Annotated in this window: 24 protein-coding genes; 15 read left to right on the plus strand and 9 right to left on the minus strand. The window is 70.7% G+C overall.

Features of this window, described 5'->3' with window-relative positions; translation table 11 throughout:
- Positions 1 to 10 precede the first annotated feature (10 nt).
- The 3 genes from sepH to GSY65_RS28005 all read right to left on the minus strand — a co-directional run bounded on the left by sepH (position 11) and on the right by GSY65_RS28005 (position 3,947).
- Complete coding sequence (sepH, locus tag GSY65_RS27995) at positions 11 to 1,024, minus strand: septation protein SepH (protein ID WP_159773835.1); 1,014 nt, start codon at positions 1,022 to 1,024, stop codon at positions 11 to 13.
- Positions 1,025 to 1,426: 402 nt separating this feature from the next.
- Positions 1,427 to 2,746, minus strand: coding sequence for a D-arabinono-1,4-lactone oxidase (locus GSY65_RS28000; protein ID WP_159773837.1), 1,320 nt, complete (start codon positions 2,744 to 2,746; stop codon positions 1,427 to 1,429).
- Positions 2,706 to 3,947, minus strand: coding sequence for an MFS transporter (locus GSY65_RS28005; protein WP_159773839.1), 1,242 nt, complete (start codon positions 3,945 to 3,947; stop codon positions 2,706 to 2,708). Before GSY65_RS28005 ends, GSY65_RS28000 begins: the two co-directional genes overlap by 41 nt.
- Positions 3,948 to 4,108: 161 nt before the next feature.
- Between GSY65_RS28005 and GSY65_RS28010 the strand changes: the two genes are divergently transcribed.
- Both GSY65_RS28010 and GSY65_RS28015 read left to right on the plus strand, forming a co-directional pair.
- Positions 4,109 to 5,236, plus strand: coding sequence for a ferrochelatase (locus GSY65_RS28010; RefSeq protein WP_159773841.1), 1,128 nt, complete (start codon positions 4,109 to 4,111; stop codon positions 5,234 to 5,236).
- A gap of 8 nt (positions 5,237 to 5,244) precedes the next feature.
- A complete protein-coding gene (locus GSY65_RS28015; protein ID WP_159773843.1) occupies positions 5,245 to 6,063 on the plus strand; it encodes an inositol monophosphatase family protein in 819 nt (272 codons plus the stop codon).
- Between the two features lie 65 nt (positions 6,064 to 6,128).
- Here GSY65_RS28015 and GSY65_RS33395 read toward each other — a convergent pair whose 3' ends face one another.
- Entirely contained in the window at positions 6,129 to 6,302 is a 174-nt protein-coding gene (locus GSY65_RS33395) for a hypothetical protein (RefSeq protein WP_201452690.1), read from the minus strand.
- 403 nt (positions 6,303 to 6,705) lie between these two features.
- Here GSY65_RS33395 and GSY65_RS28020 point away from each other — a divergent pair, with 403 nt between their 5' ends.
- From GSY65_RS28020 to GSY65_RS28035, 4 genes are all read left to right on the plus strand, one after another.
- A complete protein-coding gene (locus tag GSY65_RS28020) occupies positions 6,706 to 7,359 on the plus strand; it encodes a response regulator transcription factor (RefSeq protein WP_009340866.1) in 654 nt (217 codons plus the stop codon).
- A gap of 5 nt (positions 7,360 to 7,364) precedes the next feature.
- Positions 7,365 to 8,624 carry a sensor histidine kinase gene (locus GSY65_RS28025; protein ID WP_159773845.1) on the plus strand — a complete coding sequence of 420 codons (1,260 nt, stop codon included), beginning with the start codon at positions 7,365 to 7,367 and terminating at the stop codon, positions 8,622 to 8,624.
- Between the two features lie 413 nt (positions 8,625 to 9,037).
- A complete protein-coding gene (locus GSY65_RS28030; RefSeq protein WP_003997302.1) occupies positions 9,038 to 9,334 on the plus strand; it encodes a DUF4193 domain-containing protein in 297 nt (98 codons plus the stop codon).
- 13 nt (positions 9,335 to 9,347) lie between these two features.
- Complete coding sequence (locus GSY65_RS28035; protein ID WP_201452691.1) at positions 9,348 to 10,307, plus strand: hypothetical protein; 960 nt, start codon at positions 9,348 to 9,350, stop codon at positions 10,305 to 10,307.
- Between the two features lie 114 nt (positions 10,308 to 10,421).
- Here the strand turns inward: GSY65_RS28035 and GSY65_RS28040 are convergent, their stop codons facing one another.
- Positions 10,422 to 10,883, minus strand: a complete 462-nt coding sequence (locus GSY65_RS28040; protein ID WP_159773849.1) for a DUF3093 domain-containing protein — start codon at positions 10,881 to 10,883, stop codon at positions 10,422 to 10,424.
- A 113-nt stretch (positions 10,884 to 10,996) separates the two neighbouring features.
- On the opposite strand from GSY65_RS28040, the gene GSY65_RS28045 reads away from it, so the two are divergent.
- The 5 genes from GSY65_RS28045 to GSY65_RS28065 all read left to right on the plus strand — a co-directional run bounded on the left by GSY65_RS28045 (position 10,997) and on the right by GSY65_RS28065 (position 14,200).
- Positions 10,997 to 11,581 carry a PaaI family thioesterase gene (locus tag GSY65_RS28045; RefSeq protein ID WP_159773851.1) on the plus strand — a complete coding sequence of 195 codons (585 nt, stop codon included), beginning with the start codon at positions 10,997 to 10,999 and terminating at the stop codon, positions 11,579 to 11,581.
- On the plus strand, positions 11,578 to 12,099 hold the full coding sequence (gene dut, locus GSY65_RS28050; RefSeq protein WP_159773853.1) for a dUTP diphosphatase: 522 nt from the start codon (positions 11,578 to 11,580) through the stop codon (positions 12,097 to 12,099). The genes GSY65_RS28045 and dut overlap by 4 nt, the downstream gene beginning before the upstream one ends.
- Before the next feature lies 1 nt (position 12,100).
- A complete protein-coding gene (locus GSY65_RS28055; protein ID WP_159773855.1) occupies positions 12,101 to 12,880 on the plus strand; it encodes a DUF3710 domain-containing protein in 780 nt (259 codons plus the stop codon).
- Between the two features lie 150 nt (positions 12,881 to 13,030).
- Positions 13,031 to 13,429: an OB-fold nucleic acid binding domain-containing protein gene (locus GSY65_RS28060; RefSeq protein WP_159773857.1), complete on the plus strand. Its 399-nt coding sequence runs from the start codon at positions 13,031 to 13,033 to the stop codon at positions 13,427 to 13,429.
- A gap of 3 nt (positions 13,430 to 13,432) precedes the next feature.
- Complete coding sequence (locus tag GSY65_RS28065) at positions 13,433 to 14,200, plus strand: DUF3159 domain-containing protein (RefSeq protein ID WP_159773859.1); 768 nt, start codon at positions 13,433 to 13,435, stop codon at positions 14,198 to 14,200.
- Between the two features lie 108 nt (positions 14,201 to 14,308).
- On the opposite strand, the gene GSY65_RS28070 is transcribed toward GSY65_RS28065, so the two are convergent.
- Together GSY65_RS28070 and GSY65_RS28075 are read right to left on the minus strand one after the other, a co-directional pair.
- On the minus strand, positions 14,309 to 14,986 hold the full coding sequence (locus GSY65_RS28070) for a potassium channel family protein (protein WP_159773861.1): 678 nt from the start codon (positions 14,984 to 14,986) through the stop codon (positions 14,309 to 14,311).
- Positions 14,986 to 15,657 carry a potassium channel family protein gene (locus GSY65_RS28075; protein ID WP_159773863.1) on the minus strand — a complete coding sequence of 224 codons (672 nt, stop codon included), beginning with the start codon at positions 15,655 to 15,657 and terminating at the stop codon, positions 14,986 to 14,988. The genes GSY65_RS28070 and GSY65_RS28075 overlap by 1 nt, the downstream gene beginning before the upstream one ends.
- A 411-nt stretch (positions 15,658 to 16,068) precedes the next feature.
- On the opposite strand from GSY65_RS28075, the gene GSY65_RS28080 reads away from it, so the two are divergent.
- Positions 16,069 to 18,141, plus strand: a complete 2,073-nt coding sequence (locus GSY65_RS28080) for an APC family permease (RefSeq protein WP_159773865.1) — start codon at positions 16,069 to 16,071, stop codon at positions 18,139 to 18,141.
- A 128-nt stretch (positions 18,142 to 18,269) separates the two neighbouring features.
- Complete coding sequence (locus GSY65_RS28085; RefSeq protein ID WP_159773867.1) at positions 18,270 to 19,598, plus strand: class I SAM-dependent RNA methyltransferase; 1,329 nt, start codon at positions 18,270 to 18,272, stop codon at positions 19,596 to 19,598.
- A gap of 244 nt (positions 19,599 to 19,842) precedes the next feature.
- Here GSY65_RS28085 and GSY65_RS28090 read toward each other — a convergent pair whose 3' ends face one another.
- Positions 19,843 to 19,980 (minus strand): hypothetical protein, encoded by a 138-nt coding sequence (locus GSY65_RS28090; RefSeq protein WP_159773869.1) that lies wholly within the window; start codon positions 19,978 to 19,980, stop codon positions 19,843 to 19,845.
- Positions 19,981 to 20,678: 698 nt separating this feature from the next.
- On the opposite strand from GSY65_RS28090, the gene GSY65_RS34090 reads away from it, so the two are divergent.
- Both GSY65_RS34090 and GSY65_RS34095 read left to right on the plus strand, forming a co-directional pair.
- Positions 20,679 to 20,876, plus strand: coding sequence for a hypothetical protein (locus tag GSY65_RS34090; RefSeq protein ID WP_236580094.1), 198 nt, complete (start codon positions 20,679 to 20,681; stop codon positions 20,874 to 20,876).
- A gap of 170 nt (positions 20,877 to 21,046) precedes the next feature.
- On the plus strand, positions 21,047 to 21,193 hold the full coding sequence (locus GSY65_RS34095; RefSeq protein WP_236580095.1) for a hypothetical protein: 147 nt from the start codon (positions 21,047 to 21,049) through the stop codon (positions 21,191 to 21,193).
- Positions 21,194 to 21,890: 697 nt separating this feature from the next.
- Here the strand turns inward: GSY65_RS34095 and GSY65_RS28100 are convergent.
- Entirely contained in the window at positions 21,891 to 22,415 is a 525-nt protein-coding gene (locus GSY65_RS28100) for a DUF3515 family protein (RefSeq protein WP_159773871.1), read from the minus strand.
- Positions 22,416 to 22,435 lie beyond the last annotated feature (20 nt).

The raw sequence follows: 22,435 nt of genomic DNA on the forward strand, positions 1-22,435 counted from the left end.
CTGTCGCCCGCTACTCCTGTTTCTTGCGGCGCGTACCGAACACGATCTCGTCCCAGCTGGGCACCGCCGCGCGCCGGCCCGGCCGTACGCCGTCGGCCTCGGCCTGCCGGTCGGTGGAGCCGATGAGCCGGTCACGGTGCCCGCCCACCGACCGCGGCGGCATCAGGACGTCCGCGTAGGCGGAACCGGCCGATGCCGCGGGCGCCGCGGACTCCTCGTCCGCCTCCTCGACGGACTCGTCCTGCGGTTCGGCGGACGGCAGTTCGGGCACCACCAGGTCGCCCCGGTAGCTGGGGACGGCCTCCAGGATGCTCGTGAGCGAGTCGCGCTCGCTCTCCTCGTCGCCCTCCGGTGGCCCGGCCGGCAGGACGGGGCGTTCCGTCTGACGGTCGCGGGGCAGCCGGGCGATCCGCGGTACGAACGGGAAGCTCGGTTCGGGCGCGCCCAGGTCGTCGGACTCCCCGATCAGGGAGCGCGCCTCGTCGTCGACAGCCTGGACCAGCCGCCGGGGCGGGTCGTACGTCCAGCTCGCCGAGTGCGGTTCGCCCGCGACCCGGTACACCAGCAGGACCTCCCAGGTGCCGTCGTCGCGGCGCCAGGAGTCCCACTGGACGGTGTCCTTCTCCGCGCCGCGGATCAACAGCCGTTCCTGGACGGCCTCGCCGAGCTGCGGGCCCGCGGCGTTCTCGCCGGGGCGGCGGACCGGGGTCTTGCGTGCCCGCTCGGCCATGAAGGCGCGCTCGGCCAGTACGGGCCCCTCGAACCGGCGTACCCGGTCGACGGGGATGCCGGCGAGCTGCGCGACCTCCTCGGCCGTGGCACCCGCGCGTATACGCGCCTGGATGTCACGGGGACGCAGATGGCTCTCGACCTCGATCTCGATCTGGCCGAGACGGGGACGGTCACCGCGTACGGCGGCACGCAGGCGCTCGTCGATCGGCAGCGTGTACTCCGTGGAATCGGCAGCCTTCAGCACCAGCCGTGTGCCGTCATTGGAGACGGCCACGACACGCAGTTCGGGCATGGGGACCTCCCGGGTGGTGCCTGCCGACGTCACGTGCGTCGCTGCTTCCGCTAGTGAGTGTGGCCTGCCCGGGTGCAGCCTGCCACAACCTTGCCTAGTTGCCCGGCGTGTCGGGCGTGGGCCCGAGGCCGCCGTTATGGCACGGTTACCTGTTTCGCAACGCTAAGTGACGAACCTCATCACCCTGTGCAACGATCCCCCTCCCGGCGGTCCTCGTGGGCCCCGGACACCCTGGCGGGAGTCCGGACCCAGGGCTCGCAACAGTACTCCATTCGGGCCACTTGCGTGGATCGGCGCGCCGCTCGCTTTCTGGTGAGAGACGGCAATCGGCCGCGGGGAAGGGGCCTTTCGTCACGCCGGGTAGGGGGAGCGCGTCACACGATCACCGGTCCGGCCGCCCGGCTACGACCCGAGGACGCGGCGCAAGTAGTCGTTCTGGAAACGCCGTTCGGGGTCGAGCCGGTCGCGCAGCGCGGTGAACTCGCCGAAGCGCGGGTAGACCTTGGCGAAGTAGTCGGTGTCCCGTGTGTGCACCTTGCCCCAGTGCGGACGCCCCTCGTGCGCCGTGAAGATCCGCTCGGCGGCCGTGAAGTACGCCTGATAGGGCGTGCCCCGGAACATGTGGACGGCGATGTAGGCGCTGTCGCGGCCGGAGGCGGTGGAGAGGGTGATGTCGTCGGCCGGCGCGGTGCGGACCTCCACCGGGAAGCTGACGCGGAGGGGGGAGCGGTCCACCATCGCCCTGAGCTCACGCAGTGTGTCCACCAGGGCCTCGCGCGGAACGGCGTATTCCATCTCCACGAAGCGCACCCGGCGCGGAGAGGTGAAGACCTTGTAGGGGATGTCGGTGTAGGTGCGCGCGGACAGGGCGCGGCTGGAGATCTGGGCGATCGCCGGGATGGTGGCGGGCACGGCCCGGCCGACCAGGTTGGCCACCTGGAAGACGCCGTTGGAGAGGAACTCGTCCTCGAACCAGCTGTTCAGCTGCGGGACGGGCTTCTCGGGGCCCGCGCTGCGGTTGTTGCGCTTGGTGTTGGTGTTGCCGGTGTGCGGGAACCAGTAGAACTCGAAGTGCTCGTTCTCGGCGTGCAGTTCGTCGAACTCGGCCAGCACCTTCTCGAACGGCATCGGCTCCTCGCGGGCCGTGAGCAGGAAGATCGGCTCCACGGCGAAGGTGATCGCGGTGACGATGCCGAGCGCGCCGATGCCGACGCGGGCGGCCGCGAAGACGTCCGCGTTCTCGGTGGCGGAACAGGTCAGGACCGAGCCGTCCGCGGTGACCAGTTCGAGTCCCCTGATCTGCGCGGCGATCGAGGCCGACTCGCGGCCCGTGCCGTGGGTGCCGGTGCTGGTGGCCCCGGAGACCGTCTGCTCCATGATGTCGCCCATGTTCGTGAGCGACAGCCCTTCGCGTGCGAGCGCCACGTTGAGTCTCTTGAGCGGGGTGCCCGCGCCCACCGTGACGGTCATGGCGTCGCGGTCGATGTCGCGTATGCCCGTCAGCAGTTGAGGGCGGATCAACACGCCGTCGGTCGCGGCGGCGGCCGTGAAGGAGTGCCCCGTGCCGACGGCCTTCACCCGGAGGTCGTCCTCGGCGGCCCGGCGCACCGCCGCGGCGAGTTCCTCGACGGTGGCAGGGGTGACCTCCCGCACGGGCCGGGCGGTCACGTTCCCCGCCCAGTTACGCCACGTGCCGCTCTTGCCGATCACTGTGGTGCTCATGGGGCCCTCCCCGCTCCGGTGCCGGCCTGCGCAGCCGGCGGTACCCGAGGAAACCGACCGCGACCGCGACGGCACCGGACACCGCCGGCACCCCGTACCCGGCGTCGGCCCCGGCCGCGTCGATCACCCAGCCGGACGCGGAGGAGCCGAGCGCGACGCCGACCGCGAGTCCGGTGCTCACCCAGGTCATGCCCTCGGTCAGTTGCGCGCGTGGTACGTGCTCTTCGATCAGGGACATGGTCGTGATCATCGTGGGTGCGATGGACAGCCCCGCCACGAAGAGCGCCACGGCCAGAAACGGCAAGTTTCCGACCAGTAGGAGGGGGATCATACTCACGGCCATCCCGCAGACGCCCAGCAGCCAGCGAAGCTCGGCCGCCCCGGAGAACCGCAGCAGCCCGAACACGATGCCGGCGAGGCAGGACCCGGCCGCGTAGACGGCCAGGACGACGCTCGCCGCGGCCTTGTGGCCCTGCTCCTCGGCGAACGCCACGGTGACCACGTCGACGGCTCCGAAGATCGCCCCGGTCGCCACGAACGTGACCACCAGCACCTGCAGTCCGGGCGAGCGCAGCGCGGAACGGCCGCGCCCCCGCTGCGCGCGCGGGTGCGGTGCGGGCTCGGTGGCCCGCTGGGCGGTCAGCCAGAACACGCCGACCGCGAGGAAGCAGGCGGCGAGCAGCGGCCCGGCCTCCGGGAACCACGCCGTCGACAGACCGATGGAGATGATCGGCCCGAAGATGAAGCAGACCTCGTCCACCACGGACTCGAACGAGTAGGCGGTGTGCAACTGCGGGGTGCCCCGGTACAGGGCCGCCCAGCGGGCCCGGGTCATCGCCCCGAGGCTTGGCACACAGCCGATGCCGGCCGAGCACACGTACAGCACCCAGTCCGGCCAGCGGAAGTGCGCGGCGAACAGCAGCCCCGCTGCCGCGGCCAGCGCGACGAGCGTCGCCGGACGCAGCACCCGCCGCTGCCCGTACTGGTCCACCATGCGGGAGATCTGCGGGCCCAGCACGGCGGCGGACAGCGCGATGGTCGCCGACAGCGCACCGGCGAGGCCGTACCGTCCCGTGAGCTGCGAGATCATCGTGACCACGCCGATGCCCATCATCGACAGCGGCATACGGCCGATGAGGCCCGCGGCGGTGAAGCCCTTGGTGCCGGGCATGGCGAACAGAGCGGTGTACGGGCTGGGCACGGCGGGTCTCCGAAAGGTGCGGGAAGCGGAGGGCACCGTTCCCTGGTCGGCGCTGTAAGGCGCGAAGGATGCCGATACAGCTTACGGGTCAGGCAAACCTAAGTCACCACCCAGAGCGGGCCGGGATCCCGGCCGTCGGTGTCGGGTGGCAGGATCGAGTCATGCCACACGCGCACGACGCCACCCCCTATGACGCCCTGCTCCTGCTCTCGTTCGGCGGCCCGGAGGGCCCGGACGACGTGATCCCCTTCCTGGAGAACGTGACGCGGGGGCGCGGCATCCCCAAGGAACGCCTCAAGGAAGTCGGCGAGCACTACTTCCTGTTCGGCGGGGTCAGCCCCATCAACGACCAGAACCGCGCCCTGCTCGACGCCCTGCGCAAGGACTTCGCCGGGCACGGCCTGGACCTGCCGATCTACTGGGGCAACCGCAACTGGGCGCCCTACCTCACCGACACCCTCCGCGAGATGGTCGCCGACGGCCGCCGCCGCATCCTGGTCCTCGCCACCAGCGCGTACGCCTCGTACTCGGGCTGCCGCCAGTACCGGGAGAACCTCGCCGACTCCCTCGCGGCCCTGGAGGCCGAGGGCCTGGAGCTGCCGAGGATCGACAAGATCCGGCACTACTTCAACCACCCCGGCTTCCTGGAGCCCATGATCGACGGGGTGATCGACTCCCTCGCCGACCTCCCCGACGACGTCCGCGACGGCGCGCACATCGCCTTCTGCACGCACTCCATCCCGAACGCCTCGGCGGACACCTCCGGCCCGGTCGAGGGCCACGGAGAGGGCGGCGCCTACGTCGAGGAGCACCTGGAGGTCTCCCGGCTCATCGTGGAGGCCGTGCGCGAGCGGACCGGCGTGGAGCACCCCTGGCAGCTCGTCTACCAGTCCCGGTCGGGAGCCCCGCACATCCCGTGGCTGGAGCCCGACATCTGCGACCACCTGGAGGAGCTGAGCGGGTCCGGCGCCCCGGCCGTCGTGATGGCGCCCATCGGGTTCGTCTCGGACCACATGGAGGTCCTGTACGACCTCGACACCGAGGCCATGGCCAAGGGCGAGGAACTGGGGCTGCCGGTGCGCCGCTCGGCCACCGTGGGCGCCGACCCGCGGTTCGCCGCCGCGATCCGCGACCTGGTCCTGGAGCGCGCGGCCGTCGAGCGGGGCCAGGACGTGACGCCCTGCGCCCTCGGCGCCCTCGGCGCGAGCCACAACCTCTGCCCGGTCGGCTGCTGCCCGGCCCGCGCCCCGAAGCCCGCCGCCGCGGGCGCCGACAGCCCGTACGCGTGAGGAGCACCGTGAACGACCAGCCGAACCGTCCGGACGGGCTGAAGGCCGAGCTGCTCGAGATCGCCCTGGAGGCGGCCCACCGCGCGGGCGCCTTCCTGCACGACGGCCGGCCCGAGGACCTCGGCGTGGCCGCCACCAAGTCCAGCGCGGTCGACGTCGTCACCGAGATGGACATCGCATCCGAGAAGCTGATCACCGCGCTGCTGGCCGAGCGCAGGCCGCACGACGGCGTGCTCGGCGAGGAGGGCGCCAGCGTCGAGGGCACCAGCGGTGTCCAGTGGGTGATCGACCCGATCGACGGCACCGTCAACTACCTGTACGGCCTGCCGAGCTGGGCCGTGTCCATAGCGGCCCGTGTGGACGGCGAGACGGTCGTCGGCGTGGTCCACGCCCCCGCGCGCGGCGAGACCTGCCGCGCGGTCCTCGGCGAGGGGGCGTACGTGAACGACCGCCCCGCGCGCGTGCGGCCCGCCCCCGCCCTGGAGCTGGCCCTGGTCGGCACGGGCTTCGGCTACCGCGCCGAGCGCCGGGCCCGCCAGGCCGACGTGCTGCGCGAGCTGATCCCCGAGGTCCGCGACATCCGGCGCGGCGGCTCGGCCGCGATCGACCTGTGCGACGTCGCCGTGGGGCGTCTGGACGCGTACTACGAGCGCGGCCTCAACGCCTGGGACTACGCGGCGGGCGACCTCATCGCCCGGGAGGCGGGCGCCCTGACCGGTGGACGTCCCGGAGAGCCCCTCTCACCCGACCTGACCGTCGCCGCCCCACCCGGCCTCTTCGAGGCCCTCCAGGCCCGCCTGGAGCAGCTCGGCGCCTGGCACGACTGAGCGCGAAGAAAGCGGGACCCCAGGCCGGCTGCCTGGGGTCCCGCTGTCGTTCGCGTGGGTCCGGATCAGACGCTGGACGCGCCGACCTCCACACCGTGGTCGGCGGCGAGGCGGTGCAGGTCGTCGAGCTCGGCCTGCTCCACTTCGACGAGGAAGTCGTCGCCCTCGTCACGAGCCCTGGTCAGGTCGGACTCGGTCGCCCTTATGCGCTGCAGAAGTCCTGCGGTGAAAGCGTCCATGCTGCGCCCCCTCGTCCTGGTCGTGGGTCGATGGCACGGGGGTGTGCCGGTTCGGAAGGGACGATCACGCTTCGTGTGGATGCCCAGCGTCACCCGTGCCGGGCGGCGTCGGTGCCGGACACCCACGCCCGCTCTGCGGAAAGCGGATCGCCGTGCACCGCGTGGTGGCGCGGCACAAGCAGAGCGTGATCGCGGGGTGTAAAGCCTGTCCTCCCCTCGCCCCCTCCGACGGAAACCTCAACCGGACGAAAAAATCCCGCATTCCCGGTCGGCCCCGGCAGGAGGTCGCCTTACCGCCGACTTACGGCCGAAAAAGGCAGGATGGAGGTCACACACCCACGAACACCCTGCCCGTGTGCGCCTTCGGCGTGCTACGCGGGTGGACACAGGAAGGACAAGCGACGTGCGCGTACTCGTCGTCGAGGACGAGCAGCTGCTCGCCGATGCGGTGGCCACCGGACTGCGCCGGGAGGCCATGGCCGTCGACGTCGTGTACGACGGTGCGGCCGCCCTGGAGCGCATCGGCGTCAACGACTACGACGTGGTCGTCCTCGACCGCGACCTCCCCCTCGTCCACGGCGACGACGTCTGCCGCAAGCTCGTCGAGCTGGGCCTGCCCACGCGCGTGCTGATGCTCACCGCGTCCGGCGACGTCAGCGACCGCGTCGAGGGCCTGGAGATCGGCGCCGACGACTATCTGCCCAAACCGTTCGCCTTCAGTGAGCTGATCGCGCGCGTGCGGGCCCTCGGCCGGCGTACGAGCGTGCCCCTGCCGCCGGTCCTGGAGCGCGCCGGGATCAAGCTCGACCCCAACCGCCGCGAGGTCTTCCGCGACGGCAAGGAGGTGCAGCTCGCGCCCAAGGAGTTCGCCGTCCTGGAGGTGCTGATGCGCAGCGAGGGCGCCGTGGTCTCCGCGGAGCAGCTCCTGGAGAAGGCCTGGGACGAGAACACCGACCCGTTCACCAACGTCGTCCGGGTCACCGTGATGACGCTGCGGCGCAAGCTCGGCGAGCCACCGGTGATCGTCACCGTGCCCGGCTCCGGCTACCGGATCTGATCGTCATGGCCGCGACCCCGGCACCCCCCGCAGCTCCCCCCAAGCCCACCTGGGACCCCCAGCGGCCGCAGGTCCCGTTCCCGTGGCTGCGCCCGACCATCCGCATACGGCTCACGCTGCTGTACGGCGGCATGTTCCTGATCGCCGGCATCCTGCTGCTGTCGATCATCTACCTGCTGGCCGCCCAGGCGATCAACACCGGCAACCAGCCGCTGTTCAAGATCATCGGCGGTAACGACATCAGCGTCTCCAGCGAGCAGTGCCCCGCCGTCAACGCCAACTCGTCGGGCAACGTCCCGCTCGCCGACTTCAACGCCGCGATCGCCAACTGCATCGACGACCAGCGCCGGGCCGCCCTGGACGCCCTGCTCAGCCGCTCGCTGCTGGCCCTGCTGGGGCTCGCCGTGATCGCGTTCGCCTTCGGCTACGCGATGGCCGGCCGGGTGCTCGCGCCGCTCGGCCGCATCACGCGCACCGCGCGCGCGGTGGCCGGGTCGGACCTCTCCCGCCGTATCGAGCTGGACGGCCCGGACGACGAGCTGAAGGAGCTGGCGGACACCTTCGACGACATGCTGGAGCGGCTCCAACGGGCCTTCACGGCCCAGCAGCGCTTCGTGGGCAACGCCTCGCACGAACTGCGCACCCCCCTCGCGATCAACCGCACGCTGCTGGAGGTGCACCTCTCCGATCCGAACGCGCCGGCGGAGCTGCAACAGCTGGGCAAGACCCTGCTGGCCACCAACGAGCGCAGTGAGCAGCTCGTCGAGGGGCTGCTGCTGCTCGCCCGCAGCGACAACCAGATCGTCGAGCGCAAGCCCGTGGACCTCGCCGAGGTCGCCACCCGCGCCGTCGACCAGGTGCACGCCGAGGCGGACGCCAAGAAGATCGAGATCCGCGGCGAGCGGGCCCCCGCGGTCGTCCAGGGCAACGGCGTCCTGCTGGAGCGGATCGCGCTGAACCTCGTCCAGAACGCCGTCCGGTACAACGTGCCGGGGCCGGGCGGCTGGGTCGAGGTGACGACGGAGCTCCAGCAGGGACAGGCGGTCCTCGTGGTCACGAACACCGGGCCCGTGGTCCCGGCGTACGAGATCGACAACATCTTCGAGCCGTTCCGGCGGCTGCGGACGGAGCGCACGGGAAGCGACAAGGGCGTGGGCCTCGGCCTGTCGATCGTCCGGTCCGTGGCCCGCGCGCACGGCGGCCACATCGCCGCCCAGCCACGTGAGGGGGGCGGTCTGGTGATGCGTGTGACCCTGCCCGTCTGAGAAAATGTGCCGGCTTCCGGGACATGTTCGCTTCACGCGGAATTTCCCGGGACGCCCATGGGTTCTGGTCAGAACAGTCGCGCACGACCGGTGTGTGATCGATCACATGGGCGATTATTCGGCCATCTACTGAGCGTGATCACGTGCCCGCCGGAACGCCGGGAACATCCGGGTTTTCGGGGGTTGAGATCACGGGAAGTACATGCTGGGGCGCCTTTGAAATGCAGCCCGAGGACCGTGTACGGTCCCGTTCGCCATCCAAGCCGATCACTCTTGAGGGGTCCGGTTGGGTGTCGATTGAGTAACAGACCTTGATGTGAGGCAAAATCTCCGCCTCAGGTCGGGCACAAGTCCGGCCTCTCACGCGTTACGTGCGCTGGAGACACCGCAGACACCCAGAGGGGGAGAGCGACATGGCAACGGATTACGACACCCCACGCAAGACCGACGACGACGTTGACTCGGACAGCCTGGAAGAACTCAAGGCGCGCCGGAACGACAAGTCGACCTCCTCGGTGGACGTCGACGAGTTCGAGGCAGCCGAGGGCCTGGAACTGCCGGGCGCCGACCTCTCGAACGAGGAACTGGCCGTCCGCGTCCTGCCCAAGCAGCAGGACGAGTTCACCTGCATGAGCTGCTTCCTGGTGCACCACCGCAGCCAGCTGGCCCGCGAGAAGAACGGTCAGCCGATCTGCCGCGACTGCGACTGAGGCAGGGTCGGCCGTGACTGGCTCGACCCCTCCCTGGAAGCGCCGCCTCCGCAAGGGGGCGGACCACGGGCCGTACCGCGGCCCTGACGGCGTGCGTGACGACGAGCGGGGCTCCTCCGATCCCGGAGCGGCCTCGCTCGAACGTACGTCGGGCACGGCGTCGGGGGGCGCCACGGATGAGCAGGGACGCCTGCCCGTACCGGTGGACACTCCGGCGCCGGTCGCCGGGCAGCGCGCGGCGGCCGTCCGGGCGGGCATCAGACAGGGCCTGAGCGTCGGGGCCCGCAAGGGCGGTGACCGCGCGCGGGCCGGGCTCGCGTACCTCACCGACCGGATCATCGACATGGCCCCGAGGATCCCCGTACGGGACCTCGCGACCCTGCGCGCCCAGTTCCCGGGCCTCGGGCCCGAACAGCTCGCCGACAAGCTCGTGGCGGGCGCCGCGAACGCGTCCTCCACCGTGGGCGCCGGAGTCGGGGCCGCCGCCATGCTGCCCACCCCGCCGGCCATGCCCGCGGAGCTGGCCGCCGAGATCACCGGCGTCGCCGCGATCGAGCTGAAACTCGTCGCCGAGCTGCACGAGGTGTACGGGGCGCGACCGCCCGGCAACCTCCGGCAGCGCAGCACCGCCTACCTCGACTCCTGGTCCAGTGAGCGAGGGATCGACGTGACCAGGCCCGCGACGATCGACGCGGCGCTCGGCGGACAGCTGAAGCGGCAGTTGCGCCAGCAGATCACGAAGCGCATGGTGCGCAACCTGCCGAACCTCATGCCGTTCCTGGTCGGTGCGGCCGTCGGCGCGTTCATGAACCGCCGGGACACCAAGCACCTCGCGGAGCGCGTCCGCAAGGACCTGCGGCGGACCCAGGTGCCCTGGGAGGCGCTGCCGGACCTCCCGGCACTGGAGAAGCCGACGGACCCCGTGGCGGTGGCCGAGCTGCCGCAGAACCCCGACGACCCCCGCCGACCGTGAGAACCGGGCGACCGTGACCGTCGGCCGACCGTAAGAATCGGGCGAGAAAACGGGCGGGAACCGGGCGAGGTGCCGGCCGGGGGAGCGGCGGTGGCCGGGAGGCCGGCGCGGCGTCTACACCGCAGCCCTCGCCGCCTCCAGGGCGGCGATCAGCCGCTGCGGCTGCCGGGTCGAGAGATACAGGTACGGCGTCGGGTCGGCCGGGTCCGTGACCGGGATGCGCAGAGCCCCCGGGACGTAGGCGCGCAGCAGCATGAACGCCCGGGTGTCGGCCTTGTACGTGCGCCAGGCGCGCGCCTCCTCGGCGTCGAGCACCTCCGGCTCGCCGAGGGCGCTCACCGGGATCTTCGCCTCGCCCGCGATCAGGGCGTCCCCCACCACGCGGATGCGGACCGAGCCGTAGGAACTGGTCACGACCGCCGCGGCGGCGGTGCCGCCGGCCAGGCCGCCGAGGAGCGGCAGGGTGCCGAAGGGCAGCAGGATCAGAGCCATGGAGACGCCGACCAGGAGGCACACCAGCCACCAGGAACGGGGCGCGGTGAGCCGTTCTTCGTACGGCGGGGCGGAGGACTGCATGGCGTCAAGCTTGGCATGGGGAGGGCCGCCCCCGGGAAATGGGGGCACCCGAGGGGAAACCCTGTCCGCCGGGACGATGGCCGGAGGCTGACGGACGGGTAAGGTCTGCGGCTGTGAGAGGTACTTCCGCGGCCCTGCAGCCCCCGGCGGACGCCACGGCGCCCGTCCGGCACCCCGAGGCGCCCGCCCCGGGCGAGCTGCTGGGCGCGCACTACGGGCAGTGTTTCGGCTGCGGTGACGAGCAGCCCCACGGGCTGCACCTTCAGGCCCGGGCCGGCGAGGGGGTCTCCCTCACCGCCGAGTTCACGGTCAAGGCCGCCCACCAGGGCGCGCCCGGCCTGGCGCACGGCGGGGTCCTCGCCACCGCCCTCGACGAGACGCTCGGCTCGCTCACCTGGCTGCTGCGCACCATCGCGGTGACCGGGCGGCTGGAGACCGACTTCGTACGTCCCGTGCCCGTCGGCGCCGTGCTGCACCTCCAGGCTGAGGTGACGGCCGTGGCCGGGCGGAAGATCTACGCGAGCGCCACCGGGCGCGTGGGCGGCCCCGACGGCCCGCTCGCCGTCCGCGCCGACGCGCTCTTCGTCGAGGTGAAGGTCGACCACTTCATCGACAACGGCCGCCAGGAGGAGATCCGGGCGGCCATGAGCGACCCGGACCAGGTCCGGCGGGCCCGCGCCTTCGAGGTGAACCCGTGAGCGGCGGACGTCCCCCCGTCGACGTGCTGATCCGGCGCGTCGACCCGGACGTTCCGCTGCCGGAGTACGCGCACCCCGGTGACGCGGGCGCCGATCTGCGGACCACGGAGAGCTGTGAACTGAAGCCGGGCGAACGGGCCGTGCTGCCCACGGGCGTGTCCATCGCGCTCCCCGAGGGTTACGCGGCCTTCGTGCACCCTCGGTCAGGTCTCGCCGCCCGCTGCGGTGTCGCCCTGGTGAATGCCCCGGGGACGGTTGATGCCGGGTACCGTGGGGAGATCAAGGTCATTGTGGTGAACCTCGACCCGCGGGAGGCCGTGGTGTTCGAGCGCTTCGACCGGATTGCCCAACTGGTCGTCCAGCAGGTCGAGAAGGTGCGCTTCCAGGAGGTGGCGGAGCTTCCCGACTCGGCGCGGGCCGAGGGGGGCTTCGGGTCCACCGGCGGTCATTCCGCGGTGGGCGGCACAACGGGTGGGAATCGATACGCTTCGGTCGTATCCGACCGGGAAGGACAGTGACGTGTTCGGACGTCGCAAGAAGAAGGGCTCCGCTGAGGACGCGGCGGACGCGGCGAGCGAGGCCGAGCAGGTCGACGGCGTAGCCGGGGAAGTCGGCGCTGAGACCGACGAGGTCGAGCGGGAGCGGGTGCGGCTGGAGCCGGAGCCGCGGCCCGACGGACCCTGGGACAGCTCCGAGGTCTCCAACCCCGGTGAGGGCCGGGTCGATCTCGGCGGTCTCTTCGTGCCCGGGGTCGAGGGCATGGAGCTGCGGGTCGAGGTCGCGGGCGACGCGATCGTCGCGGCCACCGTCGTCCTGCGCGACAGCGCGGTCCAGCTGCAGGCCTTCGCCGCTCCCAAGCGCGAGGGCATCTGGGGCGAGGTCCGCGAGGAGATCGCCACCGGCATCACCCAGCAGGGCGGCGTCATCGACGAGGTCGAGGGCCCGCTGGGCTGGGAGCTGCGGGCCCAGGTGCCCGTGCAGCTGCCGGACGGCACGGGCGGCTTCCAGGTCGTCCGCTTCGTGGGCGTGGACGGGCCGCGCTGGTTCCTGCGCGGTGTGATCTCCGGCCGTGGCGCGGTCGAGCCGCAGACCGCCGGGCTGCTGGAGCAGATCTTCCGGGACACCGTCGTCGTCCGCGGTGAGGGCCCCATGGCCCCGCGCGACCCGATCGTCCTGAAGCTCCCGAACGACGCGCAGATGGTGCCGGAAGGCGTCCAGCAGGAGGAGCAGAGCGGCTCCCGTTTCTCCGGCGGCATGGGCCAGCTGCAGCGCGGCCCGGAGATCACCGAGGTCCGCTGAACCACCGCACGGACGCACGGGCCGTACCCCCTCGGGGTGCGGCCCTTCGTCGTACCCGCCACACGAACGGGCGGTCCGCGGGACCCCGCGATCAGAGGTGGCCCGTACTGGGGTGCGGGTCTGTGGGCGCGCCCCGGTAGGCTTTTTGCCATGAGTGCTGTTCCTCGTCCAGAGAAGCCGGCGGGCCGGTTCCGGCGCATGATCGACCGGCTGTCCTCGTCCCAGGAGGACCTGGAGAGCAAGGAACTGCGGGAGGACGCGGACACCGCGGGCTGTACGCGGATCTGTGACTGCCACGACCGGCAGATCGTGACGGTTACTGGTACCTTGCGCACGGTCACGCTGCGTCCGCGGGCCGGTGTGCCGGCCCTGGAGGCCGAGCTGTTCGACGGTTCGGCCGCTCTGGACGTGGTGTGGCTCGGCAGGCGCTCCATCGTCGGGATAGAGCCGGGGCGCAAGCTGATCGCATCCGGTCGGATCTCGATGAGCCGGGGCCGTAGGGTGCTCTTCAACCCGAAGTACGAACTCAGACCGCTCGGACGGGAGTAGCCGGTGACGTCGCTCGACAAGCCGACGGAGGACGCCGCCCGCGGCGCCCAGGACACGACCGGTGTCCAGGTCGACCCCCAGGACTCCAGGGCGGTGACCGAGGCCGCGCTGTTCGAGGCCTTCGGCGGGGTGCGGGGCATGGTCGAGACCGTGCTGCCCGGCCTTCTCTTCGTCACCATCTACACGATCAACAAGGACCTGCACTCGTCGGCCCTCGCGGCCCTCGGTGTCTCCCTGCTGCTGGTCGTGGTGCGACTGGTCAGGAAGGACACCGTCAAGCACGCCTTCAGCGGTGTCTTCGGCGTCGCCTTCGGCGTGGTCTTCGCGATGATGACCGGCAACGCGAAGGACTTCTACCTGCCGGGCATGCTCTACACGCTCGGCATGGGCCTCACGTACATCGTCACCACGCTCGCGGGCGTGCCGCTGATGGGCCTGATGCTCGGGCCGGTGTTCAAGGAGAACCTCTCCTGGCGGACCCGCAACCCCGGCCGCAAGAAGGCCTACGCGAAGGCCAGCTACGCCTGGGGCGCGATCCTGCTCGGCAAGTGCGCCATCCTCTTCCCGCTGTACTGGTGGGCCGACACCGAGCAGCTCGGCTGGGTGCTCGTCGCGCTGAAGATCCCGCCGTTCCTGCTGGCCGTCTGGCTGACCTGGGTGTTCCTGGCCAAGGCGCCGGCGCCGATCGACGTGTTCGCGGAGATGGAGGCGGCCGAGCAGGCCGAGAAGGAGCGCAAGGCCGCCGAGCGTGCGGCCGCCACGGGCGACTGAACCAGCGACGAGGCCGGCGGCCGGCTCACGGGCCACGGGACGTCGGCCGGAGCACGTACGAAGGGGCGCCCGGAGATCTCCGGGCGCCCCTTCGTCGTGTCCGCCGGGTCAGCTCGTCGCGTCCTCGCGGCGCACCGACAGCAGATCCTCCAACTGCTCCTCGCGGGCCTGGGCGGCGACGAACAGGAGTTCGTCACCGGCTTCGAGGGAGTCCTCCTGGGTCGGGGTGAGGACCCGGGTGCCCCGGATGATCGTGACCAGGGACGTGTCCTCCGGCCACTCGACCTCGCCGACCTGTGTGCCGGCGAGCGCCGACTCCGGCGGGAGGGTCAGCTCGACCAGGTTGGCGTCACCGTGGCTGAAGCGGAGCAGGCGCACCAGGTCGCCGACGCTGACCGCCTCCTCGACCAGGGCCGACATCAGCCGCGGCGTCGACACGGCGACGTCCACACCCCACGACTCGTTGAACAGCCACTCGTTCTTCGGGTTGTTGACGCGGGCGACGACCCGCGGCACGCCGTACTCCGTCTTCGCCAGCAGCGAGACGACCAGGTTGACCTTGTCGTCGCCGGTCGCGGCGATCACCACGTTGCAGCGCTGCAGCGCGGCCTCGTCCAGCGAGGTGAGCTCGCAGGCGTCGGCCAGCAGCCACTCGGCCATGGGGACGCGCTCGACCGAGATCGCGGTCGGCGCCTTGTCGATGAGCAGGATCTCGTGGCCGTTCTCCAGCAGTTCGCCCGCGATCGAGCGGCCCACCGCACCGGCTCCGGCAATGGCGACCCTCATCAGTGACCGCCCTCCTCGTCGGGACCCTCGGCGAAGGAGGCCTCGACCTTCTCGACGTCGTCCGTACGCATCATCACGTGCACCAGGTCGCCCTCCTGCAGCACCGTCTGCGAGGTGGGCAGGATGGCCTCACCCAGGCGGGTGAGGAACGCGACGCGGACGCCCGTCTCCTCCTGCATCTTGCTGATCTTGTGGCCGACCCAGGTCGAGGAGGCGTGCACCTCGGCGAGCTGGACGCCCCCGGTGGGGTCGCGCCACAGCGGTTCGGACCCGGCGGGCAGCAGCCGGCGAAGCATCTGGTCGGCCGTCCAGCGGACCGTGGCGACCGTGGGGATGCCCAGCCGCTGGTAGACCTCGGCGCGGCGGGGGTCGTAGATCCTCGCCGCCACGTTCTCGATGCCGAACATCTCGCGGGCGACGCGGGCGGCGATGATGTTCGAGTTGTCGCCGCTGGAGACGGCGGCGAACGCGCCCGCCTCCTCGATGCCCGCCTCACGGAGGGTGTCGCGGTCGAAGCCGACACCCGTGACACGGCGGCCACCGAATCCCGAGCCCAGACGACGGAAGGCCGTGGGGTCCAGGTCGATCACGGCGACCGTGTGCCCCTGTTGCTCCAGGGTCTGGGCGAGGGTCGACCCCACTCGCCCGCAGCCCATGATGACGATGTGCACGACCGTCCTTCCGGTGTCAATAGCTGGTGTTCAGCCGAAACGGCAAAAACAGGGTCTCAGACCGTGGCCCAAGCTACACACGCGCGGTCCGCCAAGGGCACCCCCGTGCAGCACCCGTCAGGTGGGGGAGCGGCGACGGCTGATCCGGCGGATGCTGATCATCGTCAGGACACCGAGGCCGACGAGTGACACGAGTGCGCCGATCAGCTCCGCGGTCGCGGCCTGCATGGGGCCTCCAGAGAGGGGGGTGGGAGGGGATTCGTCATATGGACGTCAAGACGCACCCATTAGGCCTGAGGATGCGTCACGTGACGCATCTCGCAGTGACGGCCGGGGAGATTTCACCCTGGGGCCCGCCGGGATTTCACCCGGATGTGCCCAGAACCGGCCGGGGCGCTTACGATCCTCTGCGTGTCCAAACTGACCGACCTGCCCAAACGGATTCTGATCGGGCGCGCCCTGCGCAGCGACCGGCTCGGCGAAACGCTCCTGCCGAAGCGCATCGCACTTCCCGTCTTCGCCTCCGACCCGCTCTCTTCCGTGGCGTACGCACCCGGTGAGGTCCTGCTGGTCCTCTCCATCGCGGGCGTGTCGGCCTACCACTTCAGCCCTTGGATCGCCCTCGCCGTCGTCGTGCTGATGTTCACCGTGGTGGCGTCGTACCGGCAGAACGTCCACGCCTATCCGAGCGGTGGCGGCGACTACGAGGTGGCCAACACCAACCTCGGTCCCAAGGCCGGTCTCACCGTCGCCAGCGCGCTCCTCGTCGACTACGTCCTCACCGTCGCCGTGTCGATCTCCTCCGGCGTGGAGAACCTCGGCTCGGCCATCCCCTTCTTCGTCGAGCACAAGGTGCTGTGCGCGGTCGGCATCATCGTGCTGCTGACGCTGATGAACCTGCGCGGGGTGAAGGAGTCCGGCAAGCTCTTCGCGATCCCGACGTACGTCTTCGTCTTCGGTGTCTTCGCGATGATCGCCTGGGGCGCCTTCCGCGGGCTGGTCCTGGACGAGACGATGCGGGCACCCACCGCCGACCTGGAGATCAAGCCGGAGCACCAGGGGCTCGCCGGCTTCGCGCTGGTCTTCCTGCTGCTGCGCGCCTTCTCCTCCGGCTGCGCCGCGCTGACCGGCGTCGAGGCGATCTCCAACGGTGTCCCCGCCTTCCGCAAGCCCAAGTCGAAGAACGCGGCCACCACACTCGCCGCGATGGGCCTGCTCGCCGTCACCATGTTCTGCGGCATCATCGGCCTCGCCATGGCCACCGACGTACGGATGGCCGAGAACCCGGCGGTCGACCTCGTGCGCGACGGCACGCCGGTCGGCGACTCCTACGTCCAGAACCCGGTGATCTCGCAGGTCGCGGCCGCCGTCTTCGGCGACGGGACCTTCTTCTTCGTCGTGCTGGCCGCCGCCACCGCCCTGGTCCTCTTCCTGGCCGCGAACACCGCCTACAACGGCTTCCCGCTGCTCGGCTCGATCCTCGCCCAGGACCGCTACCTGCCGCGCCAGCTGCACACCCGCGGCGACCGGCTCGCCTTCTCCAACGGCATCGTGCTCCTCGCGGGCGCCGCCGGACTGCTGGTGTGGATCTACGGGGCCGACTCGACCCGTCTGATCCAGCTGTACATCGTGGGTGTGTTCGTCTCCTTCACGCTGAGCCAGACAGGCATGGTCCGGCACTGGAACCGCCATCTGCGCACCGAGAAGGACCAGGCCAAGCGGCGCCACATGGTCCGTTCGCGGGCCATCAACGCCTTCGGTGCCTTCTTCACCGGGCTCGTCCTGATCGTCGTCCTCTTCACCAAGTTCACGCACGGCGCCTGGGTCGCCCTGCTCGGCATGGTGATCTTCTACGCGACGATGACCGCGATCCGCAGGCACTACGACCGGGTCGCCGCGGAGATCGCCGCCCCCGACGGCCCCAGCGACGACGTCGTACGGCCCTCCAGGGTCCACTCCGTGGTGCTGATCTCCAAGATCCACCGCCCGACCCTGCGCGCCCTCGCCTACGCCAAGCTGATGCGCTCGCACACCCTGGAGGCACTCAGCGTCAACGTCGACCCGACCGAGACCAAGGCGCTCCAGGAGGAGTGGAACCGGCGCGGCATCGACGTACCGCTGAAGGTCCTCGACTCGCCGTACCGGGAGGTCACCCGGCCGGTCATCGAGTACGTCAAGGGGCTGCGCAAGGAGTCCCCGCGCGACGCGGTGTCGGTCATCATCCCCGAGTACGTGGTCGGCCACTGGTACGAGCACCTGCTGCACAACCAGAGCGCGCTCCGGCTCAAGGGACGGCTGCTGTTCACGCCGGGTGTCATGGTGACCTCCGTGCCGTACCAGCTGGAGTCCTCCGAGGTCGCCAAGCGGCGCGCCCGCAAGCGGCAGGAGTGGAACGCGCCGGGTTCGGTGCGGCGTGGTCCGGCGCAGGACCGGTCCGGGACGGCGGCGCAGGAGTCCCAGGAGTCCTCCGCCAAGCACGGCTGAGTCAGCGAGCGGTGTCCCCGCGAGGGCGGGGCGCCGCTCCTGTGGTCGGCGGCCGGACGGCACCCACGTAGACTGGTGGGCTGTTGTCCGGCCGTTGTCGCTTCCCTCTCTCCTGGAGTCACCCCGCCATGCAGGCAGAACCGAAGAAATCACTGGTGGGGGAGGAGTACGAGGTCGAGGTCGGCCCCGTCGCCCATGGCGGCCACTGCATCGCCCGTACGGCTCAGGGCCAGGTCCTCTTCGTCCGGCACACGCTGCCCGGTGAGCGCGTCGTGGCCCGGGTGACCGAGGGCGAGGAGGGCGCGCGCTTCCTGAGAGCCGACGCCGTCGAGGTGCTCGACGCGGCCAAGGACCGCATCGAGGCCCCCTGCCCCTACGCCGGCCCCGGCCGGTGCGGCGGCTGCGACTGGCAGCACGTCAAGCCGGGTGCCCAGCGCCGCTTCAAGGGCGAGGTCCTCGCCGAGCAGTTGCGGCGGCTCGCGGGCCTCACGCCCGAGGAGGCGGGCTGGGACGGCACGGTGATGCCGGCCGAGGGCGACAAGGTCCCGGCGGGCGAGGTCCCGGCATGGCGGACGCGAGTGCAGTACGCGGTGGACGCCTCGGGGCGCGCGGGTCTGCGCCGCCACCGCTCCCACGAGGTCGAGCCGATCGACCACTGCATGATCGCGGCGCCGGGCGTCAGCGAGCTGGGCATCGAGAAGCGGGACTGGACCGGCATGGAGTCGGTCGACGCGATCGCGGCGACGGGTTCGCAGGACCGTCAGGTGATCCTCACGCCGAAGCCCGGGGCGCGCCTGCCGATCGTGGAGCTGGACAAGCCGGTGTCGGTGATGCGGGTCGGGGAGAAGGACGGGGGCGTGCACCGCGTCCACGGGCGCCCCTTCGTCCGTGAGCGCGCCGACGGCCGCACGTACCGGGTCGGCAGCGGCGGCTTCTGGCAGGTCCACCCCAAGGCCGCGGACACCCTCGTCAAGGCCGTCATGCAGGGCCTGCTGCCCCGCAAGGGCGACACCGCGCTCGACCTGTACTGCGGGGCGGGCCTCTTCGCGGGCGCCCTCGCGGACCGGGTCGGCGAGAAGGGGGCCGTTCTCGGCATCGAGTCCGGGAAGCGGGCGGTCGAGGACGCGCGGCACAACCTCGCCGAGTTCGATCGCGTGCGGATCGAGCAGGGCAAGGTCGAGGCGGTGCTGCCGCGCACCGGGATCACCGAGGTCGACCTCGTCGTCCTGGACCCGCCCCGCGCGGGCGCGGGCCGCAGGACGGTGGAGCACCTGTCCACGCTGGGCGCCCGCCGCATCGCGTACGTCGCCTGCGACCCGGCGGCGCTGGCGCGCGACCTCGGCTACTTCCGCGAGGGGGGATACCGGGTGCGGATGCTGAGGGCGTTCGATCTGTTTCCGATGACGTCGCACGTGGAGTGTGTGGCGATACTCGAACCGGCGGGAAAGGGTTCCTGACCTGGTCTTTTTGTGCCCGGGAGGGTTCCTCGACCTGTTTCCCTCCGTGTAGCGGTTCGAGCGGACGGATCGATCTCTGAGAACTCCCTGACCTGCGAATCAAAAGCGAGGAGTCTGCATCGGCGACGCTTTCAGAGACTCTTTCGGAGATTCTTGACGCTCGGACGACGCTCGAAGCGGAAGTCCTGGGGCTGCCCAGGGGCTACTGGGCAGGCTGGGTCGAAGCGGAGGACGTCGGACACGCTCAGAGCCAGTCCTGGCTGCCGAAAGTGCGCGCCAGGAACCGCTCACGTTCTTCCGCGTCCGTGTAGGCCGCGATCTCCATCGAGGTGCCCACGAGGCGGGGCGTGACGGGCTGCGGATCGTCCATCACGGTGGCCATCACTGAAGTTCCTGCTCGGCGGCGCGCGCCCTCTTCGGCATCGCGTCGGCGGGCGCTACGTTCGCCACCAGCCCGGAGCTCCTCATCGCCTCCCGTGGGCTGACGGGACTCGCGGCGCGACGCTGCTGCCTTCCGGCAGGTGGGTCCGTAGGGATTCCGGCGCCCGAGGAAGGGCTTCAGCCCGTCGGCTCGCGGTTCTGGGATGCGATGCAGCAGGGGTGAGTGGGCCGAGGCGCTCCACGGCCGGACCGGTGCGGTCAGTGCCCGAACTGGAGACGTGTCGGCTCTTCAAGGACCCTGCCGTCGAAGTCCGCAAGTCGTGCGGCCACCGTCGCGACAGCGAAGCGCGTGGGGAGAGGGCGGCTGAGAACTTTAGGCCGCTGACGGCGCGGGTCGAGGAAAGGGATCCCATGGATGGAGTAGATGAGGCTCCGTTCTCCGGCGGTACGTCCCGGACCCCGAGAACAGTACGTTCGCGCAGGACCTTCGCGAATCGCAGGGTAACCGCCCGGAGACCGGCTGGGCCGGTGGATGGACGAGGACACGTAGGAATGCGGACAGTGATCAGTCGTAGGCTGGTGCGCGTTGGACTTCTTGCCCCGGTCGTGACCGGCTTGTTGTGTCTAGGCGCCACCAATTGTGGTGGGGGCGGAGACGGGAAGGCTGTGGCAGGGACGCAAGTGTGCGGTGGCGACGGCGTGTCCATCCAGGCGTCCAAGGTGCTGAAGGTGATCACGGGGTTGTCGCGGTTCAGGACGACGGCGGAGAAGCCGACCCTCGCGCGGGCCGCGACGGACCTTGTCGAGGCGCTTTCGGCCGACACCAGTGGGCGCGACGACGTCTGCCGCATCTACACGGCCGACGGTACGCCGGATTGCGCGATCCGAGTCACTTGAGGGCTGTGTGGCGGCCCCCGACGGGAAGTCCGCCCCAGATTTCACCGTGCTGAAGATGGGGGAGCGCACCCCGGCGGCGGCGAACAGGGAGTCGGTCCGGTTCGCGTGCCGGAGCGGCAAGTTCCCCAACTCGACGAATGCGGCTCACGTCGCCATCGGCGAGCTGGGGCATGCCGACGGAGCCCGGGGGCGACATCGATGCGTTGAAGGACGCCTATGCGACCGTGGCCCACTCCTTCTCGCTGGCCATGGCCAGGGAACTGCGCTGCGAGAAGAACGGCGGGCTCGCGGCGAAGCCCGTGCTGGATCCCGCGTAGCCGCCGGCGCTCCAAGGGGCCGTGCCCGGCTCCCCGTAACGGACGGTGCGGGGAGCTCTCCTGGCTGTTGGAGCAGGCCACCGAATCTGGTGAGCCGACCTCGGGGTAAGGCATCGCGTGTGTCCAGTGCCTGCAGCGGCCCGCCTGTCTGGAAGCGCCCCGGGGTCCACTCACCCGTCGTCCGCCACCCAGTCGCTGATGAGTGCCCAAGCTGCGGTTGCCTTCGCGGCTGGAGGCCGCGGTGGTCTCCGTGCTGCTGCACCACGTGCTGTGTGAAGACGCGTGATGTGTGCGCAACTGCGCGGAGAGGGAGGCGATCCCCTTGCATCGCAGCCACGCACACGTCGCGTCCTGAGTCGCGGATTGCTTGAACCCTCCTCTGGCCGGAGGCGGTTGATGGTGTCCTTGGGTCATGAATGAATAGAAGGCGGCGTTCCGGGGCCATGCAGGGCCCTGGGAAATCACCGCAGCCGTGGTACATAGCGTGATCATCTCGGCGTCCGCGGTGACGGCGCTGGGGAGCCTGGGAGGCGCAAATGGCGTCTCTGGGGTGAGAGACGAGGGAGACGCCTTCAGGGTGGTCTCCACCCGCCTGTTCGAGGAACTGGGGGGCGTGGAGGCGGCCCGCAGGGCGTCCCCGTAGACGAAGGCCCGCACCCTGACCCTTCCGTTCCAGTGGTCGTCGCAACACCCCAGCTCAGGGGGTGTGGTGCGTGCTGCCGGTCGGGCTGGGGCGTGCGGCGTCGTCCTGATCGATGCACCTGTGGCCGTTGCGGGGGAGGTTCTTCACCGCTGCGGCGAGCTCGACCAGGGCGACGTCGGAGGGCACTTCGGGGTCGATGACGGCTTCGGCGGCCGGCTTGCGTCCGAAGGTGGTGATGGTCTTGTCGCCCTCGCCCTGTCCGCTGTTCTTCAGTACCCAGTCCACGCCGTTGACGGTGACGCACATGTCGGTGGTGGGCAGCATCTCGGGCAGTCCGCAGCGCAAGGTGATCACGTTGTCGCCGTAGACGGCGGCGCCGGGGGAGGTGGCGGTTTTCTCGTGTCCGCCGATCTTGTCGGGGTAGCCCTCGGCCAGGTCGCGGCAGATGGCGCCTTTGGCCTGGGGGGCGCCTTCGGCCGATGGTGCTTCGGCGGGCAGGAACTGGATGGCCAGCAGGGCGGCGCCAGCCAGGGTCAGGACGCTGGCGAGGATGGGCAGGGTGCGGGAGTGCTTGGGCATGAGGGAACTGTAGGAGGCGG

The sequence above is a fragment of the Streptomyces sp. HM190 genome, assembly GCF_009857135.1.
Taxonomy (GTDB): Bacteria; Actinomycetota; Actinomycetes; order Streptomycetales; family Streptomycetaceae; genus Streptomyces; species Streptomyces heilongjiangensis.

What these genes read in the sequence shown, in the direction of transcription:
- sepH (WP_159773835.1), bottom strand. Translation starts at nt 1,024, where the DNA reads ATGCCCGAACTGCGTGTCGTGGCCGTCTCCAATGACGGCACACGGCTG.
- GSY65_RS28000 (WP_159773837.1), bottom strand. Translation starts at nt 2,746, where the DNA reads ATGAGCACCACAGTGATCGGCAAGAGCGGCACGTGGCGTAACTGGGCG.
- GSY65_RS28010 (WP_159773841.1), top strand. Translation starts at nt 4,109, where the DNA reads ATGCCACACGCGCACGACGCCACCCCCTATGACGCCCTGCTCCTGCTC.
- GSY65_RS33395 (WP_201452690.1), bottom strand. Translation starts at nt 6,302, where the DNA reads ATGGACGCTTTCACCGCAGGACTTCTGCAGCGCATAAGGGCGACCGAG.
- GSY65_RS28025 (WP_159773845.1), top strand. Translation starts at nt 7,365, where the DNA reads ATGGCCGCGACCCCGGCACCCCCCGCAGCTCCCCCCAAGCCCACCTGG.
- GSY65_RS28030 (WP_003997302.1), top strand. Translation starts at nt 9,038, where the DNA reads ATGGCAACGGATTACGACACCCCACGCAAGACCGACGACGACGTTGAC.
- GSY65_RS28040 (WP_159773849.1), bottom strand. Translation starts at nt 10,883, where the DNA reads ATGCAGTCCTCCGCCCCGCCGTACGAAGAACGGCTCACCGCGCCCCGT.
- GSY65_RS28060 (WP_159773857.1), top strand. Translation starts at nt 13,031, where the DNA reads ATGAGTGCTGTTCCTCGTCCAGAGAAGCCGGCGGGCCGGTTCCGGCGC.
- GSY65_RS28070 (WP_159773861.1), bottom strand. Translation starts at nt 14,986, where the DNA reads ATGAGGGTCGCCATTGCCGGAGCCGGTGCGGTGGGCCGCTCGATCGCG.
- GSY65_RS28085 (WP_159773867.1), top strand. Translation starts at nt 18,270, where the DNA reads ATGCAGGCAGAACCGAAGAAATCACTGGTGGGGGAGGAGTACGAGGTC.
- GSY65_RS28090 (WP_159773869.1), bottom strand. Translation starts at nt 19,980, where the DNA reads ATGGCCACCGTGATGGACGATCCGCAGCCCGTCACGCCCCGCCTCGTG.
- GSY65_RS34095 (WP_236580095.1), top strand. Translation starts at nt 21,047, where the DNA reads ATGCCGACGGAGCCCGGGGGCGACATCGATGCGTTGAAGGACGCCTAT.
- GSY65_RS28100 (WP_159773871.1), bottom strand. Translation starts at nt 22,415, where the DNA reads ATGCCCAAGCACTCCCGCACCCTGCCCATCCTCGCCAGCGTCCTGACC.